Raw genomic sequence first — 16,540 nt, 5'->3', positions numbered from 1 at the left:
ATTCTCAGGTGCGGCTGGCCTCGGGCTTCGTGCTGGTGGAGTCCTTGTCCTTGAAGGCCACCAGGAACAGCAACAGGACGGCGAGGGCGAAAAGGGCGGGGAACAGCCAGATGCCGTACCAGTCGTGGCCCTCGGCGGTGACGTAGTGGTCGGTGACCAGGCCGGCGACCCAGAAGCCGATCAGCATGCCGACGCCGTAGGTGGCCAGGGTGATCATGCCCTGGGCCGCGCTCTGGAAGCGTTCGCCGGCGCGCGCATCGGTGTAGATCTGCCCCGAGACGAAGAAGAAGTCGTAGCAGACGCCGTGCAGGGCAATGCCGATCAACAGCATGTAAACGCCTTCACCGGCATCACCGAAGGCGAAGAGGGCATAGCGCACCGCCCAGGCCAGCATGCCGACGATCAGGGTAATCTTGATGCCGAAGCGGTGGATGAACACCGGCAACAACAGCATGAACAGGACTTCCGAGATCTGCCCCAGGGTCATCTTGCCGGTGGGGTTGGCCACGCCGATCTCCGCCAGGAAGGGGTTGGCGTTCTGATAATAGAAGGCCAGCGGGATGCAGATCAGCACCGAGGCGATGAAGAAGATCGCGTAGTTGCGGTCCCTGAGCAGTTGCAGAGCATCAAGCCCGAGAATCTCCTTCAGGCCGCCCTTGCGGGTGTCCGCCTTGGGGGGCGTGGCGGGCAGGGTAAAGCAGTAGACGCCCAGTGCCAGCGAGGCGATGGCGCACATCAGGAAGGTATTGCGCAGTGCGCCGCCGGCGATGGCCTCGGCGCCGTCCCAGGAGAACAGGTAGCTGATCGCCAGGCCGGCGAGAATCCAGCCGATGGTGCCCCAGACCCGAATCTTGGCGAATTCCTGCGAGGGGTCGCGCATCTGGCGAAAGGAGACCGAATTCACCAGAGCCAGGGTGGGCATGTAGAGGATCATGTAGACCAGGACCAGCGGATAGAAGGACGCGAAGTCCTGGGAACGGTACAGGCCGAACATCAGGGCGGCCCCGGCCAGGTGCAGAATGGCGAGAATGCGTTCGGCATTGAAGTAGCGATCGGCGATCAGGCCGATGATGAAGGGTGCGATGATCGCGCCCCATGACTGGGTCGAGAAGGCCATGCCGATCTGGCCTCCGGTGGCGTCCAGGTTCTGGGAGAGAAAGGTGCCCAGGGTGACGAACCAGCCACCCCAGATGAAGAACTGCAGAAACATCATGATGCCGAGCCGAGTGCGTAGCATGGCGTGCTCCCGTTGTTGTGTCGTGTTGGTGGCTAGCTAGGGTCGCCGAGTCCCAGCAGGCGCCGGTTGCGCCCGGGGTCCGAGCCGGTGTCGGCGAAGTCGTCGAAGGCCTTGTCGGCGCGCTGGATCAGGTGCTGGGCAATGAAGGGAGCGCCCTCGGCGGCCCCCTGGGCGGCGTCCTTGAGACAGCACTCCCATTCGAGCACCGCCCAGCCGTCGTAGCCGTACTGGGTGAGCCGCGAGAAGATGCCCTTGAAATCGACCTGGCCATCGCCCAGCGAGCGGAAGCGACCGGGGCGATCGACCCAGCCCTGATAGCCGCCGTAGACCCCGCTGCGGGCGCTGGGCGTGAATTCGGCATCCTTGACGTGGAACATGCCGATCCGCTCGTGGTAGCGATCGATGAAGCCCAGGTAATCGAGCTGTTGCAGCACCATGTGGCTGGGATCGAAGAGGATCTTTGCCCGGGGGTGGTCGTCCACGGCTTCGAGGAAACGCTCGAAGGTGGCGCCGTCGTGCAGGTCCTCGCCCGGATGAATCTCGAAGCACAGGTCGACGCCCTGTTCGTCGAAGACATCGAGGATCGGCCGCCAGCGACGGGCCAGCTCGGCGAAGCCTTCCTCGATCAGCCCCGACGGGCGCTGCGGCCAGGGATAGAAGTAGGGCCACAGCAGGGCGCCGGAGAAGGTGCCGTGCGCCCTGAGGCCCAGGCGTCGGCTGGCGCGGGCGGCGAGCTTGAGCTGCTCCTCGGCCCAGTGGCGCCGTGCATCGGGGCGGCCATGCAGGTGAGCGGGAGCGAAGCCGTCGAACAGTTCGTCGAAGGCGGGGTGCACCGCCACCAGTTGCCCCTGAAGGTGGGTGGAAAGCTCGCTGATCGCCACGCCTGCCTCGGCGCAGCGTCCGTTCAGCTCGTCACAGTAATCCTGGCTTTCGGCGGCGAGTTCGAGGTCGATCAGGCGCGGGTCCACGGTCGGCATTTGCACGCCGCGATACCCCAGCGAGGCGGCCCAGCGGGTGATCGAGTCGAGATCGTTGAAGGGCGGGCGATCGTCGAGAAACTGGGCGAGAAAGAGCGCCGGTCCCTTGATGCCATGGTCGTGCGCATTCGTCATGTCGTCGTCTCCGCATCATCCTGGCGAGGCTGTTCGTCGAGCGGTGTCCACTTGGCGGTGCTGGCCTGGCTTTTCAGCAACGCTTCGATGAAGGCCATGCCACGCAGGCCTTCGGTCATGCCGGGCACGCCCACGGCGGCACCGCGCTCGCCACGTCGAATGGCGCAGGCGAAGTCGCGGTAAAGGTTGGCCAGGGCTTCCAGATAGCCTTCGGGATGGCCGCCGGGCAGGCGCAGGCGCTCCAGGGTTTCCGGTGCCAGGCCGGGCTGGTCGATGCCCGCACGCAGCACGCGCATGGGTTCATCGAGGCGCCGCTGCACCAGGGTGTTGGGTTCCATCTGCCGCCATTCCAGCGCACCTTGGTCGCCATACAGGCGGATCTTCAAGGCATTCTCCTCGCCGGTGCAGACCTGGCTGGCCGTCAGGGTGCCGCTGGCGCCCTCGGCCGTGCGGAACAGGGCGTCGCCGTCATCATCGAGGCGCCGCTGTTCGTTATGAACGCCGAGTGAAGCGCACAGCTCGCTGACATGGTGGCCCGAGATGAATTCGGCCAGGCCGAAGGCGTGAGTGCCGATATCCGCCATGCAGCCGCTGGCCCCGGCGATATCGGGGTCGGTGCGCCAGCCGGCCTGCTTGTTGCCGGTGGCCTCGAGGCGAGTACCGAGCCAGCCCTGGGGATACTCGACGTGAATCTTGCGCAGGCGGCCGAGCTCGCCATCGCGTACCAGGCGGCGTGCCTGCCAGACCATGGGGTAGCCGAGGTAGGTGTGGGCGAGGCCGTAGAGGCAGTCGCCGGCGTCGAGGGTGGCGGCGAGTCGTCGTGCGTCGGCCAGGGTGGTCGCTGCCGGCTTCTCGCAGAAGACATGGAAGCCCGCCTCGAGCGCCGCCTGGCTGATGGGCACGTGCAGGTGATTGGGCGTGACCACGACCAGCACGTCCATGCGCTCGTCATCGGCAAGCTGGCGTTCACCGTCGATCAGCGACTGCCAGTCCGGGTAAAGGCGTCGTTCCGGCAGGCCACAGGCCTCGCCGGTGCGGGCGTTGTTGTCCGGATCGCGGCTGAAGCTGGCGCAGACCAGCTCCAGCTCGCCATCCAGGGCGGCGGCCAGGCGATGGACCTGGCCGATGAAGGCGCCTTCACCGCCACCGATCATGCCCATTCGCACGCGTCGTTTTGCCGTCGTCATTTGTCCTCCACGGGGATGCGCGTCGTGCGCCAGGAGCCGCACGACGCTCGCTGATTGATGCCGCGTTTCCCTGACTCGTCTCGAGTCGCTCTTTGCATTGATGTAACCGGTTACATTACATTGCAAACTAGTCAGCCAAGCGTTCGGGATCAATGCGACCTAGGTCGCAGAGGTGCATGGCAATCGGGCAATGAGCGTGATGCGACGATGCAGTAGACTGGCCGGCATGGCGACGCCGAGGCGTGCGACGAGATCGAGGAGGATCACAACCCGGCATGACCAACATTCGCAAGGTGGCCGAACTGGCCGATGTCTCGGTGGCGACGGTGTCACGTACCCTGAAAACGCCCGATATCGTGTCGCCGGAAACGCGCGACAGGGTGCTGGCCGCCGTCGAGCAGGCCGGTTATCGGCCGAACATGATGGCGGTGCAGTTTCGCTCCCAGCGGACGCGCAATCTGGTGGTGCTGGTGCCGACCATTGCCAATACCTTCTTTGCCCGGGTGATCGGCGGCATCCAGGAAGCGGCGCAACGCAGGGGATACGGCATCCTGCTGTGCAACACCCTGGGCGACGAACGCACCGAGCAGGCCTATGCCGGCATGGTGTCGACCCGGCAGGCCGATGGCCTCATCCAGTTGCGCGCCTACGATCCCTTCACGTCATTGAACGGCGAGTCGCGCCCGCCGATGGTCAATGCCTGCGAGGTGCTCGACGAGGCCCCGTGCCCCACCGTCAAGCTCGACAACCGTGCGGCAGCCCGAACGGTGACCGAGCATCTGCTGTCGCTGGGGCATCGTCGTATCGGCATGATCAAGGGGCCGCGCAACAGCCCCTTGACCCGGGATCGTCTGCTGGGCTTCCAGGATGCCCTGGCGGCCGCCGGCCTGACGCCGGACAAGAGCCTGTGGTGTCCCGGTGACTTCACACCGCCTTCGGGCCATCGAGCGGCTGGAGACCTGCTGGCACGGACCGACCCGCCCACGGCGATCTTCTGCGAGAACGACGAAATGGCCATGGGCGCCATGCGGCGCATCAGGGAGGCGGGGCTGCGCGTGCCCGAGGATATCTCGGTGGCGGGATTCGACGATATCGCCTTCGCTTCCTTCTGCGATCCTTCCCTGACGACCATCGCCCAGCCCGCCGAGGAATTCGGCCACGAGGCCGTTTCCCTGCTGCTCGATATCATCGATGACCGGGATGGCGCAGCGGACCGGCACCGCATCATGCCCTTCGAACTGGTGGTGCGGGAGAGTACCGGGCGCGTCGTCTGACCCTAGGGCCACGAGACAGCGCAGGACCGACGGAGGATGTCGGCCCTGCATGTTCCTTCCTCTTCATGCCGAGTCGGGGCGGCGATCCGCCTGACGATCGAGCAGTGCCCGGCAGGCATCTTCCTTGAGCGGCAGGCGCGAAATCTGCTCTATCTCGTCACGTTCGAGACCGAGATCAGCCAGTATTCGGTCGTCGTGGGCCAGCAGGTTGGCGACCTGACGACGGAATTCACGGCGGCGTCGCCATTGGCGTGCACGGTCGACGATCCAGCCTTCCAGAGCGTCGATCAGCCCCAGAGGCGGCATTGCCGGCATGTAGAGTGACGGTGGCTGGTTGCGTGGCCGCTTGCCGCCTTCGGCATGTGGTGGCACCTCGATGTCGGGCGCATGGTGTGCGTCGCGGCATTGCGGCGTGTTGAAAGCGTTCATGACAGCACCTCTCGCGTATATCCCCAGTGCGGGGCATGGGTCGATGGAAAGATTCCAGGGGTCGCGACCTCGGTGCTCAGGATGGTCGGTGGAGTTTGTTCAATCCAACGAAAAGGTCTACATTCACGATTCAGAAATTCTGAAAGGTGATATGTCATGGACACCGCTCCCTCTACCTCGCGTCCCACGGCCTTGCCACTGCTCGATACCGATGTGCTGCGTTCCTTCGTCGCCATTGCCGAGAGTGGCAGCTTCACGCGGGCGGCCAATCATGTCTTTCGTACGCCATCCGCGCTCAGCATGCAGATCAAGCGTCTCGAGGAGACGCTGGGGCAGTCCCTGTTCGTGCGGGAGGCGCGTCAGGTGCGGTTGACGCCCGAGGGGGAGATGCTGCTGGGATACAGCCGTCGGTTGCTGCGACTCAACGAGGAAGCGGTGACGCAGTTCCTGACACCGTCCCTGGAAGGCACGGTGCGCTTCGGCACTCCCGATGACGTGGGGTCGCGGATTCTGCCCCGGGTACTGTCGCAGTTCGCGCGTTCGCATCCCGCCGTACAGGTGGATGTCATGGTCGGGCGCAGCATCGAGCTGCTGGAACGTCTGGACAAGGGCGAGCTCGACCTGGTGCTGGCCACGGCAGGCAACGAAGGTTTTCCCGCCGACCGCGGCGAGGTCGTGCATACCGAACCGCTGGTCTGGGCGGGGCGCGAAGGTGGCGTGGCGCTGGAGCGTTCGCCGCTGCCGCTGGCGATGGCCAATCACGGCTGTGCCTGGCGACGCATGGCCTTGTCGGCACTGGACGATGCCGGCCTGGCGTACCGTATCGCCTATATCAGCGAGAACTGCTCCGGTCAGGAGGCCGCGTTGCTGGCGGATCTGGCCGTGGCGCCCTTGCCACGCAACCTGGTGCGTGCGCCGTTGAGCGTTCTCGGCGACGAATCGGGACTGCCGCCGCTGGGCGATTACCATGTACTGTTGCTGCGCTCCGGGCGTGGCGGAGAAGCCACGGATGTGCTGGCCGGGCATGTGGTCGATACTTTCCGGGGCATGCGTTAGTCATCTTCTCGCTCGGCGCGTCACGAGCTTCGGGATCAGTCCTCGGCGATGCATGTCGATTTTGCGTCCCGCCAGACGACTCATGACCGAGCGGTACGTGATAGCCACCGGAAAGGGGAAACGTCATGAAGTATCTATGTCTGGTCTACAGCGACGAGGAACTCCTGCACAGCCTGCCGGAGAGCCCCAGGGACGAGGAATGCCTGGCCTATGCCGAGAGTGTCCAGGAAAGTGGCCGCCTGATCGCCGGTGAGGCCCTGGCCCCGGTGCAGACCGCGACCACCGTACGGGTGCGCACCGGCAAGACGACCATCACCGATGGCCCCTTCGCCGAGACCAAGGAGCAGCTTGCCGGTTTCTACATGGTGGAGGCGCGGGACCTGAACGAGGCGTTGAACATCGCGGCCGGCATTCCGGCGGCGCGGGTGGGCAGCATCGAGGTGCGTCCGGTGCGCGAGCTGGAAGTACCGGCACGCTCGGCTGCCGGCGAGCGTGGATGAGGAGGGCGCGGCATGCACATGAATGCCTATTTGATGTTCGATGGCGACTGTGAGACTGCCATGACCTTTTATGCGGAATGCTTCGGCGGTCGCATCGAGGCGATGGAGCGTTACGGCAACGGCCCGCAGTGTGACGGCGAGATGTCCCTGGATCCCGAAAAGATCATGCATGCGCGACTGGTGGCGGATGGCTGGATGCTGATGGGCTCGGATTGTCCTCCTGCCTACATGAAGACGCCACAGGGATTCTCGGTCGCAGTGCACGTCGAGGATATCGAGGAGGCCGAGCGCCTGTTCAGCGTTCTGTCCGCCGGCGGCCAGGTCGAGATGCCCCTGCAACAGACCCACTGGGCCATACGCTTTGGCATGCTGGTCGATCGCTTCGGCACGCCCTGGATGATCAATTGCGAGGCGGCTGGCTGAAGGGAAGTCGAGTCCGCGCTGGCGGATGTCAGGCGCCACGCGGCCGTTCTCGACGCGCATTTGCGGGGGCGTGGGAGAGGCGCTCGGCGGGGCGGACTTTGCCGTGGCGGTGACGCTCCCCTACGCTGATCAGGCGAGGCTTCCGCTGGAAGAATTTCCCGATGTGCAACCTTGGCATGACCAGTTGAACGCGCTGGATGCCTGGCGATCGCCGTTCCCTGCTGATTGATGACGCCATGCCGAAGCGTTGCCGAGACGCGAGGGGAGGAAAGCATGCAACGAAGTTGTCATGGGCGTTGGTGGTCGATGGAAGTGCCCGGAAGAAGGCGGACATGAGTGCCCGGGTGCACGCTCTGGTCGAGCGAATCTACCGCCACGAGTCGCGCCGCGTGCTGGCGACCCTGATTCGCTACCTGGGGGACTTCGATCTCGCCGAGGAGGCGTTGCACGATGCCTTCATGGCGGCGGTGGACCAGTGGCCGCGGGAGGGCGTTCCCGACAGTCCTCGCGCCTGGCTGGTGTCGGCAGGACGTTTCAAGGCCATCGACCGCCTGCGCCGGCGGGCCCGCTTCGATGCATCGCAGGGAGCGCTGGCGGAGCGGCTCGATGAGGCCCCGCGAGGCATGGGAGATCCCGCCGATATCGATGCCGTGGAGGATGATCGGCTGCGGTTGATCTTCACCTGTTGCCATCCTGCCTTGCCGGCGTCCGCGCAGGTGGCGCTCACCTTGCGCGAAATCTGCGGCCTGACCACCGAGCAGATCGCCCACGCCTTCCTGACCCGACCGGCCACCGTGGCGCAACGCATCGTGCGGGCCAAGGCCAAGATCCGCGATGCCGGAATCCCCTATCAGGTACCCGAGGCCAGTGAGCTGGCAGAACGCCTGGAAAGCGTGCTCAGCGTGATCTATCTGGTGTTCAACGAAGGTTATGCCGCCTCGACCGGAGAGCGGATGACGCAAGGCGAGCTGGCCGAGGAAGGCATACGGCTGGGCCGCCTGCTGCTGGACTTGCTGCCGGACTCGGAAGTCATGGGGTTGCTGGCGTTGATGCTGTTGCACGAAGCGCGTCGTGTGTCGCGCACCGATGTGGCAGGTGAGCCGGTACTGCTCGCCGACCAGGATCGACGCCTCTGGAATCGCCCCATGATTGCCGAGGGGCGGGCGCTGATCGAGCGCGCCTTCGCTTCCGGGGAAGTCGGAGCCTACACCCTTCAGGCCGCCATCGCGGCGGTTCATGCCCAGGCCGCCAGTGCCGAGCAGACCAACTGGGCGCGTATCGCCAGTCTCTACGATGTCCTGGCTCAGGCTTCGCCATCGCCGATCATCGAGCTCAACCGGGCCGTGGCCGTGGCCATGCGTGATGGTGCCGAGGCGGGGCTGGCCCTGGTCGACGCGCTGTTGGCTCGCGGGGAACTGGCCGATTATCACCTGGCCTACGCGGCACGCGCCGACCTGTGTCGCCGGCTCGGCGACAATGCGCGTGCCCGGGTTGCCTACCGGCAGGCACTGGAACTCAGCGAACAGCTCCCCGAGCGCGCCTTTCTCGAACGGCGTCTGGCGGAACTGGGTGACATCGTTGCCTCGGAAACGACGCCGCCCCACCGTGAAAAGGGTGGGGCGGCGAGTTCATAGGCCTGGCGAAGCGAGACGCGTCAACCTTCGTCGTCGTCTTCGTCCTTGGCCTGTGTGCTGGCCACGACCGTGCCGGTCTGGCCGCTGTCCAGGGCTGCGAGTACCGGCTCGGCCTGTTGCTTGAAACTGGCCAGGGCCTGGCCGCTCAGACTGCCGCCTTCGGGCAGGGCGACCTTCATGGCATTGACCTGGTTGTTGTCGACCAGTACTTCGTAGTGCAGGTGCGGCCCCGTGCTGCGCCCGGTATTGCCGGACAGGGCGATGCGTTCGCCCATGGTGACGCGATCCCCGCGACTGACCAGCGGCTTCGAGAGGTGCAGGTAGCGCGTCTTGTAGCCGTTGTCGTGGCGAATGACGATGTACCGTCCCGCCGCCGGGTGATTGCCGACCTTCTCGACGCGGCCGTTGGCCGGCGCCTTCACGGCGGTGCCGACGGGCATGGCGAAGTCGGTGCCCTTGTGAGGGCTGATACGGCCGGTCACCGGATGATGGCGGCGCGGGTTGAACGGCGAGCTGATCCGGTAATGGCCTTCGAACGGGTAGCGGTTGAACGAAGGATTGAGGCCCTGGCCATCCGGCGTGTAGAACTGGTTGTCCTGAGGATTGCGTATCAGGGTGAGATCCATGCGCGAGCCGTCGTATCTGACGGCCTGGATGCGCGGGTCGAGGCTCTCGCCGTCGATGATGTCGGATTCCACCAGGACCTCGAAACGATCGCCGCGACGTGTGTCGCGGCGAAAGTCGAGTTTCTTTTCCAGCACATGGGAGAGTTCGCTGACCTCGGAGCTGGTCAGGCCGGTCGCCTGTGCCGAGCGGGCGAAACTGCCGCTGACGGTGCCGGCGAACAAGCGCTGGGTCGCCTCCCCGGCGCGTTCGATGGTCGATACCTCGGTGTCGCCATCCTCACGCTTGACCAGATACCCGTCGCGCGGGTTGCTCATGATGCGCAATGTCGCGAGCTTGCCCTCGGCATTGAGCTGGTAATCGAAGCGAGTGCCGACATTCCATTGGGTCAGCAGCTTGGGTTCCGGCATTTCATCCAGCAGGGCCATGACCTCGCTGTAACCCATGCCGAAGCGTTCCTGCGCCAGGACCGTGAAGGTATCGCCGGGCTGCACGGTATAGGTCTGCCATTCGGGCACGAAGGGTTCGTTGGCGGCGATCTCTTCCTCGAGGATGATCGGGCCTTCATCGAACAGCTCGAGCTCGGCCTCGCTGACGTCCTCGTAGGAGGTGGCGTCGTCCAGCAGGCGCCTGTTGGATGCCAGCATGCCGCTGGCTACCGTGCCGAGTACGACGGCGATGTGGCGCGCGCCTTCGTCGATGGGCGGCGTCGATTCGCTGTCGGGCGTATCGGTCATCGAAACGAGACTGTCGCGGCCGGCCTTGGCGGCATCGATGAAGTCGATGTCGACGACTTCACTGGCGGTCAATTGCGAGAGCGGCACATGTTCGCGAGTGGCGTCCACGGCGCGGGAGGCGACATCGATCGCCTGGGAAACGGGCGTGCGGTCCAGGGTCAGCGAGGGGACGCCCGGGCTGGTGTCGGGGTCGAGAGGGACGAGCAGAGTGTCGGTTTGTGCCGCGTCATGCTCGTATCGGGTGTCGTCCAGGGTGGAGACTATCTTGTGAGCGCCCAGCACGGTAACCATGGTGGCAACGGGTAACAATAGTAACTTGTGCGTGCGGGGCAGCGAATGGAGGATTCGCATCATGAATTTGGGCCGTCGTGACTGAATGAATAAACATAAATGACATATAAAAAGGCATGAGAACCATAACCCATGAAACTGGGAGTGCCTAGTCTATACGTTTATACAGTAGACGGCCGTCTCGCCCCGTTATCAGGCGGGGCGAGCAGCGCAAAGGAAATCGAACGCTGTTTGTTAAGAGCGACGATGCCATGTCTCAACGATCCTTGGCAAGCCCTTTCTCGGTCGGGGAAACCGCCAGGGTTCCATCGCGATAATCCCGCATGGCCTGTTCCAGCTCGTGTCGGTGATTCATGACGAAAGGGCCGTGATGGGCGATCGGTTCGTGATGAGGTTCGCCGGCGAGTAACAGGAGCTGGGCGTTTTCGGTGCCATGCAGTTCCAGGATATCGCCCGCGCCGAAGCTGGCCAGTTCACCATGCGTCAAATCGTCGCCGTTTGCCGTCAGGCTGCCGTCGAAGACGAATGCCAGCAATTGCGTGGCGTGGCTTTCCAGCGACAGGGAAGCGCCCGCGTCGAGGCGAAGATGGGCCACAGCGCCCTGGCCGGCCAGGGCATCCAGGGGCCCCTCGAGGGTGTGGCCATCGGTGGTTTGCCAGGTACCGCCCAGAGCGATCAGCTCCGTGCCGGGCGTCGTGAGGCGAGGCATGTCCTCGGCGTGCACATCGCGATAGGTGGGCTCGCTCAGCTTGTCGCGGGCCGCCAGATTGATCCACAGCTGGAAGGCATGCAGCCCTTCGGTATCGGTGAAAGGCGTTTCGCCGTGGATGATGCCGTGTCCGGTATGCATCCACTGGGCGCCGCCGGCACCGATGCTACTGTGATGGCCGAGGTGGTCCTCGTGACGCAGACCGCCATGCACCACATAGGTGAGCGTCTGGATGCCGCGATGCGGATGGGGCGGAAAGCCGCCGATGGTATCGTCTCCCGGTGCCGCGATGAGTTCATCGAGCATCAGGAAAGGGTCGAGGCCGCCGCCGAAATCGTGCAGGCGCAGGATGTCGACGCCATCACCGTCGCGGCTGGGCTGACTGCGCTGGCGGCGGGTCACGTGGCGTGGAGTTGGGGTGTTCATGAAGGCATCTCCTGAATAGTGGAGGTTATGACTGGCATTTTAGGCCGATATTTTCGAAAATTAAGCGCATAGTTTTGGACTTAGCATTCGAGGGAATCGAAAATGTCGCGTGTCACGCTTGCGCAATGGCAGATGCTTGCTGCGGTGGTCGATCATGGGGGCTTCGCCCGTGCCGCCGAGGCCATTCACAAGAGTCCTTCCACGCTCAACCATGCGGTTCACAAGCTGGAGGAGCAGTTGGGTGTCGAGGTGCTCGAGCCGGTGGGGCGGCAGGTGCGCCTGACCGAGGCGGGAGAGCTGCTGCTGCGCCGCGCCCGTCAGCTCCTGGAGGGGGCCGAGGCCCTGGAGGATGTCGCCGAACGGCTTGGCGAGGGGCTGGAAGCCGAGATCGTGCTGAGTGTCGATCAGATCTTTCCTCCCGTTGTCCTGGCACGTGCCATGGAGGCCTTTTCCCGCGACTATCCGCATGTGCGGGTGCAGCTTCACGAGTCGGTGCTCAATGGCGGGGTCGAGATGTTGTATGACGGCTCCGCCGATCTTGTCGTCTCGGGGCTCGCCGCCCAGGGGTTTCTGGGGGAGCCGCTGGTGTCGGTGCGTTTCATCGCCGTGGCGCATCCCGAGCATTCCCTGCACAAGCTGGATCGCATGCTGGACCTGCGTGACTTGGAGCAGCACCGCCAACTGGTGGTAAGGGACTCGGCGCAGCGCCAGTCGCTGGATGCGGGCTGGTTGAAGGCCGAACAGCGCTGGACGGTCAGCCATCTCAGCACCTCCATCGACATGCTCGAACGCAACCTGGGATTCGCCTGGGTACCGGAGACGCTGATCGAGACCTCATTGGCAAGTGGCCGGCTCAAGCCATTGCCGCTATCGGCCGGTGGCATACGGGAAGCGCCCATGCAGCTGATCCATCGCGATCGTGATCGCGCCGGACCGGCGACCCGTGCCATGGCGCAGCATTTGCGTGATGAAGTGGCGGTCTGCCCCGACGCAAGAAGGAACCTCTGATTTATTGCTGCGCTCGAGATCCTGGTCGCCGGCGGTACTCGTGCGCGAGCCCGGTCAAATCCTCATTTACCGTCATGTAAACTGCGGTTCTTCCGTTCCGGCGACGACCAGCCTCTCATCGCTCACGACATAAATCCGCGCTTCCATTCGAATCGATAAAATCGAATGAATGTCGCCAAAAACTGCGCTTGAGCGTCAATAATTTCGGATTAAGCTGAGGTCATATTGACTATGAGAGAGGAGTGGCGACATGGGCCTTCTGATCGAGGGGCGCTGGCATGACCAGTGGTACGACACCGAGCGGCATGGCGGAGAGTTCGTCCGTGAATCCGCCAAGCTGCGCGACTGGGTGACGGCCGATGGCAGCCCGGGGCCGGATGGACAACCCGGCTTGCCCGCCGAGGCGGGGCGCTACCATCTTTATGTATCGCTGGCCTGCCCCTGGGCGCATCGCACCCTGATCATGCGTCGCCTCAAGGGATTGACGTCGCTGATCGACGTGTCCGTGACCAGTCCGCTGATGCTGGACCAGGGCTGGAGCTATCATCGCGACGAGGGCTCGAGCGGCGACCCGCTCAACGATGTCGAATTCCACCACCAGCTCTATACCCTGACCGATCCCCGGTACACCGGCCGCGTGACCGTACCGGCGCTGTGGGACAAGCATGAGGGGCGCATCGTCAACAATGAGTCGGCGGAGCTGGTACGCATGTTCAACGGCGCCTTCGACGACCTGACCGGCAATCGCCTGGACCTTTATCCCGAGGATCTGCGCGAGACCATCGATGCCGTCAACGCCGAGGTCTACGATCACGTCAACAACGGCGTCTACAAGGCGGGATTCGCCACCGAGCAGTCGGTCTACGAGAAGCACGTCAGCGCGCTATTCCAGTCGCTGGACCGTCTCGAGGCGCGTCTTGCCGAGCACCGCTACCTGGCCGGCGAATGGCTGACCGAGGCGGACATTCGGCTGTTCACCACCCTGGTGCGCTTCGATGCGGTCTACCACGGGCACTTCAAGTGCAACCTGCGCCGCCTGGAAGATTACCCGAACCTTTCCCACTATCTGCGCGAGCTCTACCAGTGGCCGGGGATCGCCGAGACGGTGAACTTCGATCACATCAAGCGTCATTACTACGTCAGTCACGGCAACATCAATCCGACGCGCATCGTTCCCGCCGGCCCGCTATTGGATCTCGAGCGCCCTCACGATCGCGAACGCTTGCCGGGGCAGGGGATACGCCAGCGCGGCTGAGACCGCGCAAATCGCAGGAGGGAAGAGGCCAAAGGTTTTCTCTTCCCTCTTACAAAGCGTAAAAGGCGTGAAGCACCGTCCTTATCCCTTCCAGCGGCGTAGCCGCGTTCTCAGGGCGCGTTACGCGCCAACCAACGATCCAGCGCGTTGGCGAATTCGCGTCGGTCCACGTCCGAATAACCCTTGGGGCCGCCGGTGTGTTCACCGCTGGCCCTTAGAGTCTCCATGAAATCCCGCATCTGGACCCGGGCGCGGATGTTGCTCTCGTTCAGGGCTTCCCCCCGGCTGGTCATGACGCTGGCGCCGCGTTCGATGGCGGCCATGGCCAAGGGCAGATCGGAGGTGATGACCAGATCCTTCTCGGCGAGACGGTCGACGATTTCGTCATCGGCTGCATCGAAGCCGTGGCTCACCGTCAGCCCCTTGACCCACTTCGAGGGAGGGAGCGGCACTTGATGATTCGCCACGAAGGTGGTCGGGGTGGCGGTCCGTTCGGCGGCGCGCACGATGATCTCGCGGGCGATTCGGGGGCAGGCGTCGGCATCGACCCACAGGTTGGGCATATCAGGGTACCTCGAGGAAAAAGGTTGGCCAGGGTGGCGCGACGATGGTAGCATGCGCGCTCCTCGCATGTGCTGACCCCACCATCATGACGACGCGACCCGTTCACCGACGTGAACGCGGTGGTCGACAACGCCGGGCCGAGGCCCAAAGCGTTTGAACTGTGTAGATGGAGCGCCGACGAGAGTTCGCCACCCGGGCGAATTCGGCGCAGACGGTCGCCACGACGATGCACTCGCCGAGCTGGCGGGTAAGTATCGGATGCTAGGTGCGACCGGCGTCCCCGACTCCGCTTAAGATGCCCGCAATGTTCGGGATCTTGACTGTATGCCAGGTGTACGGGACGCCATGACTGATGTTTTTTGCCGGTGATCCCGGCCTACCAAGGTGTGATTCATGACCTCGACTTCCGTCGCCTCGCCGAGTTTCGGCGATCTGGCCCTGCTGCCCGCCGTTCTCTCCGCTGTTGAGACACTCGGTTACGAAACGCCGTCACCGATCCAGGCACAGACCATTCCGGCACTGCTGGAAGGCCGCGACATGCTGGGCCAGGCCCAGACCGGTACCGGCAAGACCGCTGCCTTTGCCCTGCCGATTCTCTCGCGTCTCGAACTCGATCGTCGCGAGCCCCAGGTGCTGGTACTGGCGCCGACCCGTGAGCTGGCGCAGCAGGTAGCCGCGTCCTTCTCCAAATACGGCCAGAACCTCAAGGGCCTGGAAGTGGCGATCCTGTGTGGCGGTATGGAATACCGTGACCAGATGCAGGCCCTGCGCCGTGGCGCCCAGGTCGTGGTCGGTACGCCCGGTCGGATCATCGACCACCTGGATCGCGGCAGCCTCAAGCTCGGCGGGCTCTCGGCCCTGGTGCTGGACGAGGCCGACGAGATGCTGCGCATGGGCTTCATCGACGACGTCAAGCGCGTGGTCGCCGATACCCCGGTGGACGCTCAGCGCGTCTTCTTCTCCGCGACCCTGCCCACCGAGATCGAGCGCATCGTCAACCAGTACCTGGTGGAGCCGGTCAAGGTGACCATCGAGTCGCGCGCTTCCAGCGGCGACAACATCGAACAGCGCCGGGTGCGCATCGATGGCGGTGCCAAGCTCGAAGCCCTGGCACGTATCCTCGAAGTGGAGCCCGTCGATGCCGCGATCGTCTTCGTGCGCACCCGGGCGGCCTGCACCACCCTGATGGAGCAGCTCTCGGCGCGTGGCCTGAATGTGGCGAGCCTGTCCGGCGACCTGGATCAGAGCCTGCGCGAACGCACCATCACGCGTCTCAAGCGCGGCAAGATCGATGTGCTGATCGCCACCGACGTGGCCGCGCGTGGCCTGGACGTGCCGCGTATCACCCACGTCATCAACTATGACCTGCCCCAGGACGCCGAGGCCTATACCCACCGTATCGGCCGGACCGGTCGTGCCGGTCGTGCCGGGGTGGCCATCACCTTCGCCGGCAACCGCGAAGGGCGCAAGGTCGGCTGGCTCGAGCGTGCCACCGGCCGCAAGATGGACGACATGGAACTGCCCGACGAGGCTGCCATCCGCGCCCATCGCGACGAGATCTTCCAGCAGCGCGTGATCGGCTCGCTGACCAAGGACGCCGATTCCCAGCGTGACCTGGTCGAGCGCCTGGTCGAGGAAGGTTACGATCCGATCGAGCTGGCCTGTGCCTTCGCTGCCCTGGCGCGTGCCGACGAAGCGCCCATCGGTCGCCTGCAGGCGCCGCGCAAGGAGCGTGCCCCCCGCGAAAGCAAGCCGCGCCGCGAGCGTGGACCCAGCGAGGGCATGACGCGCTACCGCGTCGCCGTGGGCCACAAGGATGGCATCAAGCCGGGCCAACTGGTCGGTGCCCTGGCCAACGAAGGCGGTATCGAGGGCAACCGGATTGGCCGGATCGACATCCGCAATGCGTTTTCCGTCGTCGAGTTGCCGAGTGGTCTGCCATCCAGCATTCTGACCAAGATGGCACGCGCCCGGGTTGGCGGTCGTCCGCTGGAGATCAGCGAGGATCGCGCACCGCGTCGCCAGCGCGATGACGATTCGGACCGTCGCGCACGGGCCTGATGATGGCACCGCC

The 16,540-nt window shown here is 64.5% G+C and carries 15 protein-coding genes; 8 read left to right on the top strand and 7 right to left on the bottom strand.

What is annotated here, in order from left to right; translation table 11 throughout:
- Positions 1-4: 4 nt before the first annotated feature.
- Genes HELO_RS12140 through HELO_RS12130 form a run of 3 tightly spaced genes read right to left on the bottom strand, consistent with a single transcriptional unit; the run spans position 5 to position 3,536 of the window.
- Positions 5-1,237: a nucleoside permease gene (locus tag HELO_RS12140; protein WP_013332962.1), complete on the bottom strand. Its 1,233-nt coding sequence runs from the start codon at positions 1,235-1,237 to the stop codon at positions 5-7.
- A gap of 32 nt (positions 1,238-1,269) precedes the next feature.
- Positions 1,270-2,349, bottom strand: a complete 1,080-nt coding sequence (locus HELO_RS12135; protein WP_013332961.1) for a sugar phosphate isomerase/epimerase family protein — start codon at positions 2,347-2,349, stop codon at positions 1,270-1,272.
- A complete protein-coding gene (locus HELO_RS12130) occupies positions 2,346-3,536 on the bottom strand; it encodes a Gfo/Idh/MocA family protein (protein WP_013332960.1) in 1,191 nt (396 codons plus the stop codon). The genes HELO_RS12135 and HELO_RS12130 overlap by 4 nt, the downstream gene beginning before the upstream one ends.
- A 275-nt stretch (positions 3,537-3,811) precedes the next feature.
- Here HELO_RS12130 and HELO_RS12125 point away from each other — a divergent pair, with 275 nt between their 5' ends.
- Positions 3,812-4,810, top strand: a complete 999-nt coding sequence (locus HELO_RS12125; protein ID WP_013332959.1) for a LacI family DNA-binding transcriptional regulator — start codon at positions 3,812-3,814, stop codon at positions 4,808-4,810.
- Positions 4,811-4,873: 63 nt separating this feature from the next.
- On the opposite strand, the gene HELO_RS12120 is transcribed toward HELO_RS12125, so the two are convergent.
- A complete protein-coding gene (locus tag HELO_RS12120) occupies positions 4,874-5,239 on the bottom strand; it encodes a DUF1127 domain-containing protein (RefSeq protein WP_013332958.1) in 366 nt (121 codons plus the stop codon).
- Positions 5,240-5,395: 156 nt separating this feature from the next.
- Here HELO_RS12120 and HELO_RS12115 point away from each other — a divergent pair, with 156 nt between their 5' ends.
- From HELO_RS12115 to HELO_RS12095, 4 genes are all read left to right on the top strand, one after another.
- Entirely contained in the window at positions 5,396-6,295 is a 900-nt protein-coding gene (locus HELO_RS12115; RefSeq protein ID WP_013332957.1) for a LysR family transcriptional regulator, read from the top strand.
- Between the two features lie 125 nt (positions 6,296-6,420).
- The gene (locus HELO_RS12110) at positions 6,421-6,795 is read left to right on the top strand and encodes a YciI family protein (RefSeq protein WP_013332956.1); all 375 of its coding nucleotides are present in this window, start codon (positions 6,421-6,423) and stop codon (positions 6,793-6,795) included.
- A gap of 18 nt (positions 6,796-6,813) precedes the next feature.
- Positions 6,814-7,218 carry a VOC family protein gene (locus HELO_RS12105; RefSeq protein WP_198410708.1) on the top strand — a complete coding sequence of 135 codons (405 nt, stop codon included), beginning with the start codon at positions 6,814-6,816 and terminating at the stop codon, positions 7,216-7,218.
- Positions 7,219-7,550: 332 nt separating this feature from the next.
- Complete coding sequence (locus HELO_RS12095; protein WP_049786232.1) at positions 7,551-8,852, top strand: RNA polymerase sigma factor; 1,302 nt, start codon at positions 7,551-7,553, stop codon at positions 8,850-8,852.
- Positions 8,853-8,872: 20 nt separating this feature from the next.
- On the opposite strand, the gene HELO_RS12090 is transcribed toward HELO_RS12095, so the two are convergent.
- Both HELO_RS12090 and HELO_RS12085 read right to left on the bottom strand, forming a co-directional pair.
- Entirely contained in the window at positions 8,873-10,567 is a 1,695-nt protein-coding gene (locus HELO_RS12090) for a peptidoglycan DD-metalloendopeptidase family protein (RefSeq protein WP_013332953.1), read from the bottom strand.
- Positions 10,568-10,760: 193 nt separating this feature from the next.
- On the bottom strand, positions 10,761-11,639 hold the full coding sequence (locus HELO_RS12085) for a pirin family protein (protein ID WP_013332952.1): 879 nt from the start codon (positions 11,637-11,639) through the stop codon (positions 10,761-10,763).
- Positions 11,640-11,741: 102 nt separating this feature from the next.
- On the opposite strand from HELO_RS12085, the gene HELO_RS12080 reads away from it, so the two are divergent.
- Together HELO_RS12080 and HELO_RS12075 are read left to right on the top strand one after the other, a co-directional pair.
- Positions 11,742-12,647: a LysR family transcriptional regulator gene (locus HELO_RS12080; protein WP_013332951.1), complete on the top strand. Its 906-nt coding sequence runs from the start codon at positions 11,742-11,744 to the stop codon at positions 12,645-12,647.
- Between the two features lie 250 nt (positions 12,648-12,897).
- The gene (locus HELO_RS12075) at positions 12,898-13,902 is read left to right on the top strand and encodes a glutathione S-transferase family protein (RefSeq protein ID WP_013332950.1); all 1,005 of its coding nucleotides are present in this window, start codon (positions 12,898-12,900) and stop codon (positions 13,900-13,902) included.
- A 110-nt stretch (positions 13,903-14,012) separates the two neighbouring features.
- Here HELO_RS12075 and HELO_RS12070 read toward each other — a convergent pair whose 3' ends face one another.
- The gene (locus tag HELO_RS12070) at positions 14,013-14,465 is read right to left on the bottom strand and encodes a YaiI/YqxD family protein (RefSeq protein ID WP_041602114.1); all 453 of its coding nucleotides are present in this window, start codon (positions 14,463-14,465) and stop codon (positions 14,013-14,015) included.
- A 394-nt stretch (positions 14,466-14,859) separates the two neighbouring features.
- On the opposite strand from HELO_RS12070, the gene HELO_RS12065 reads away from it, so the two are divergent.
- On the top strand, positions 14,860-16,527 hold the full coding sequence (locus HELO_RS12065) for a DEAD/DEAH box helicase (RefSeq protein WP_013332948.1): 1,668 nt from the start codon (positions 14,860-14,862) through the stop codon (positions 16,525-16,527).
- Positions 16,528-16,540: the final 13 nt, after the last annotated feature.

It is taken from the genome of Halomonas elongata DSM 2581, assembly GCF_000196875.2.
In the GTDB taxonomy this organism is placed as follows: Bacteria; Pseudomonadota; Gammaproteobacteria; order Pseudomonadales; family Halomonadaceae; genus Halomonas; species Halomonas elongata.
Note: the sequence above shows the minus strand (reverse complement) of the source record. Positions and strands in the feature narration are given on the sequence as shown.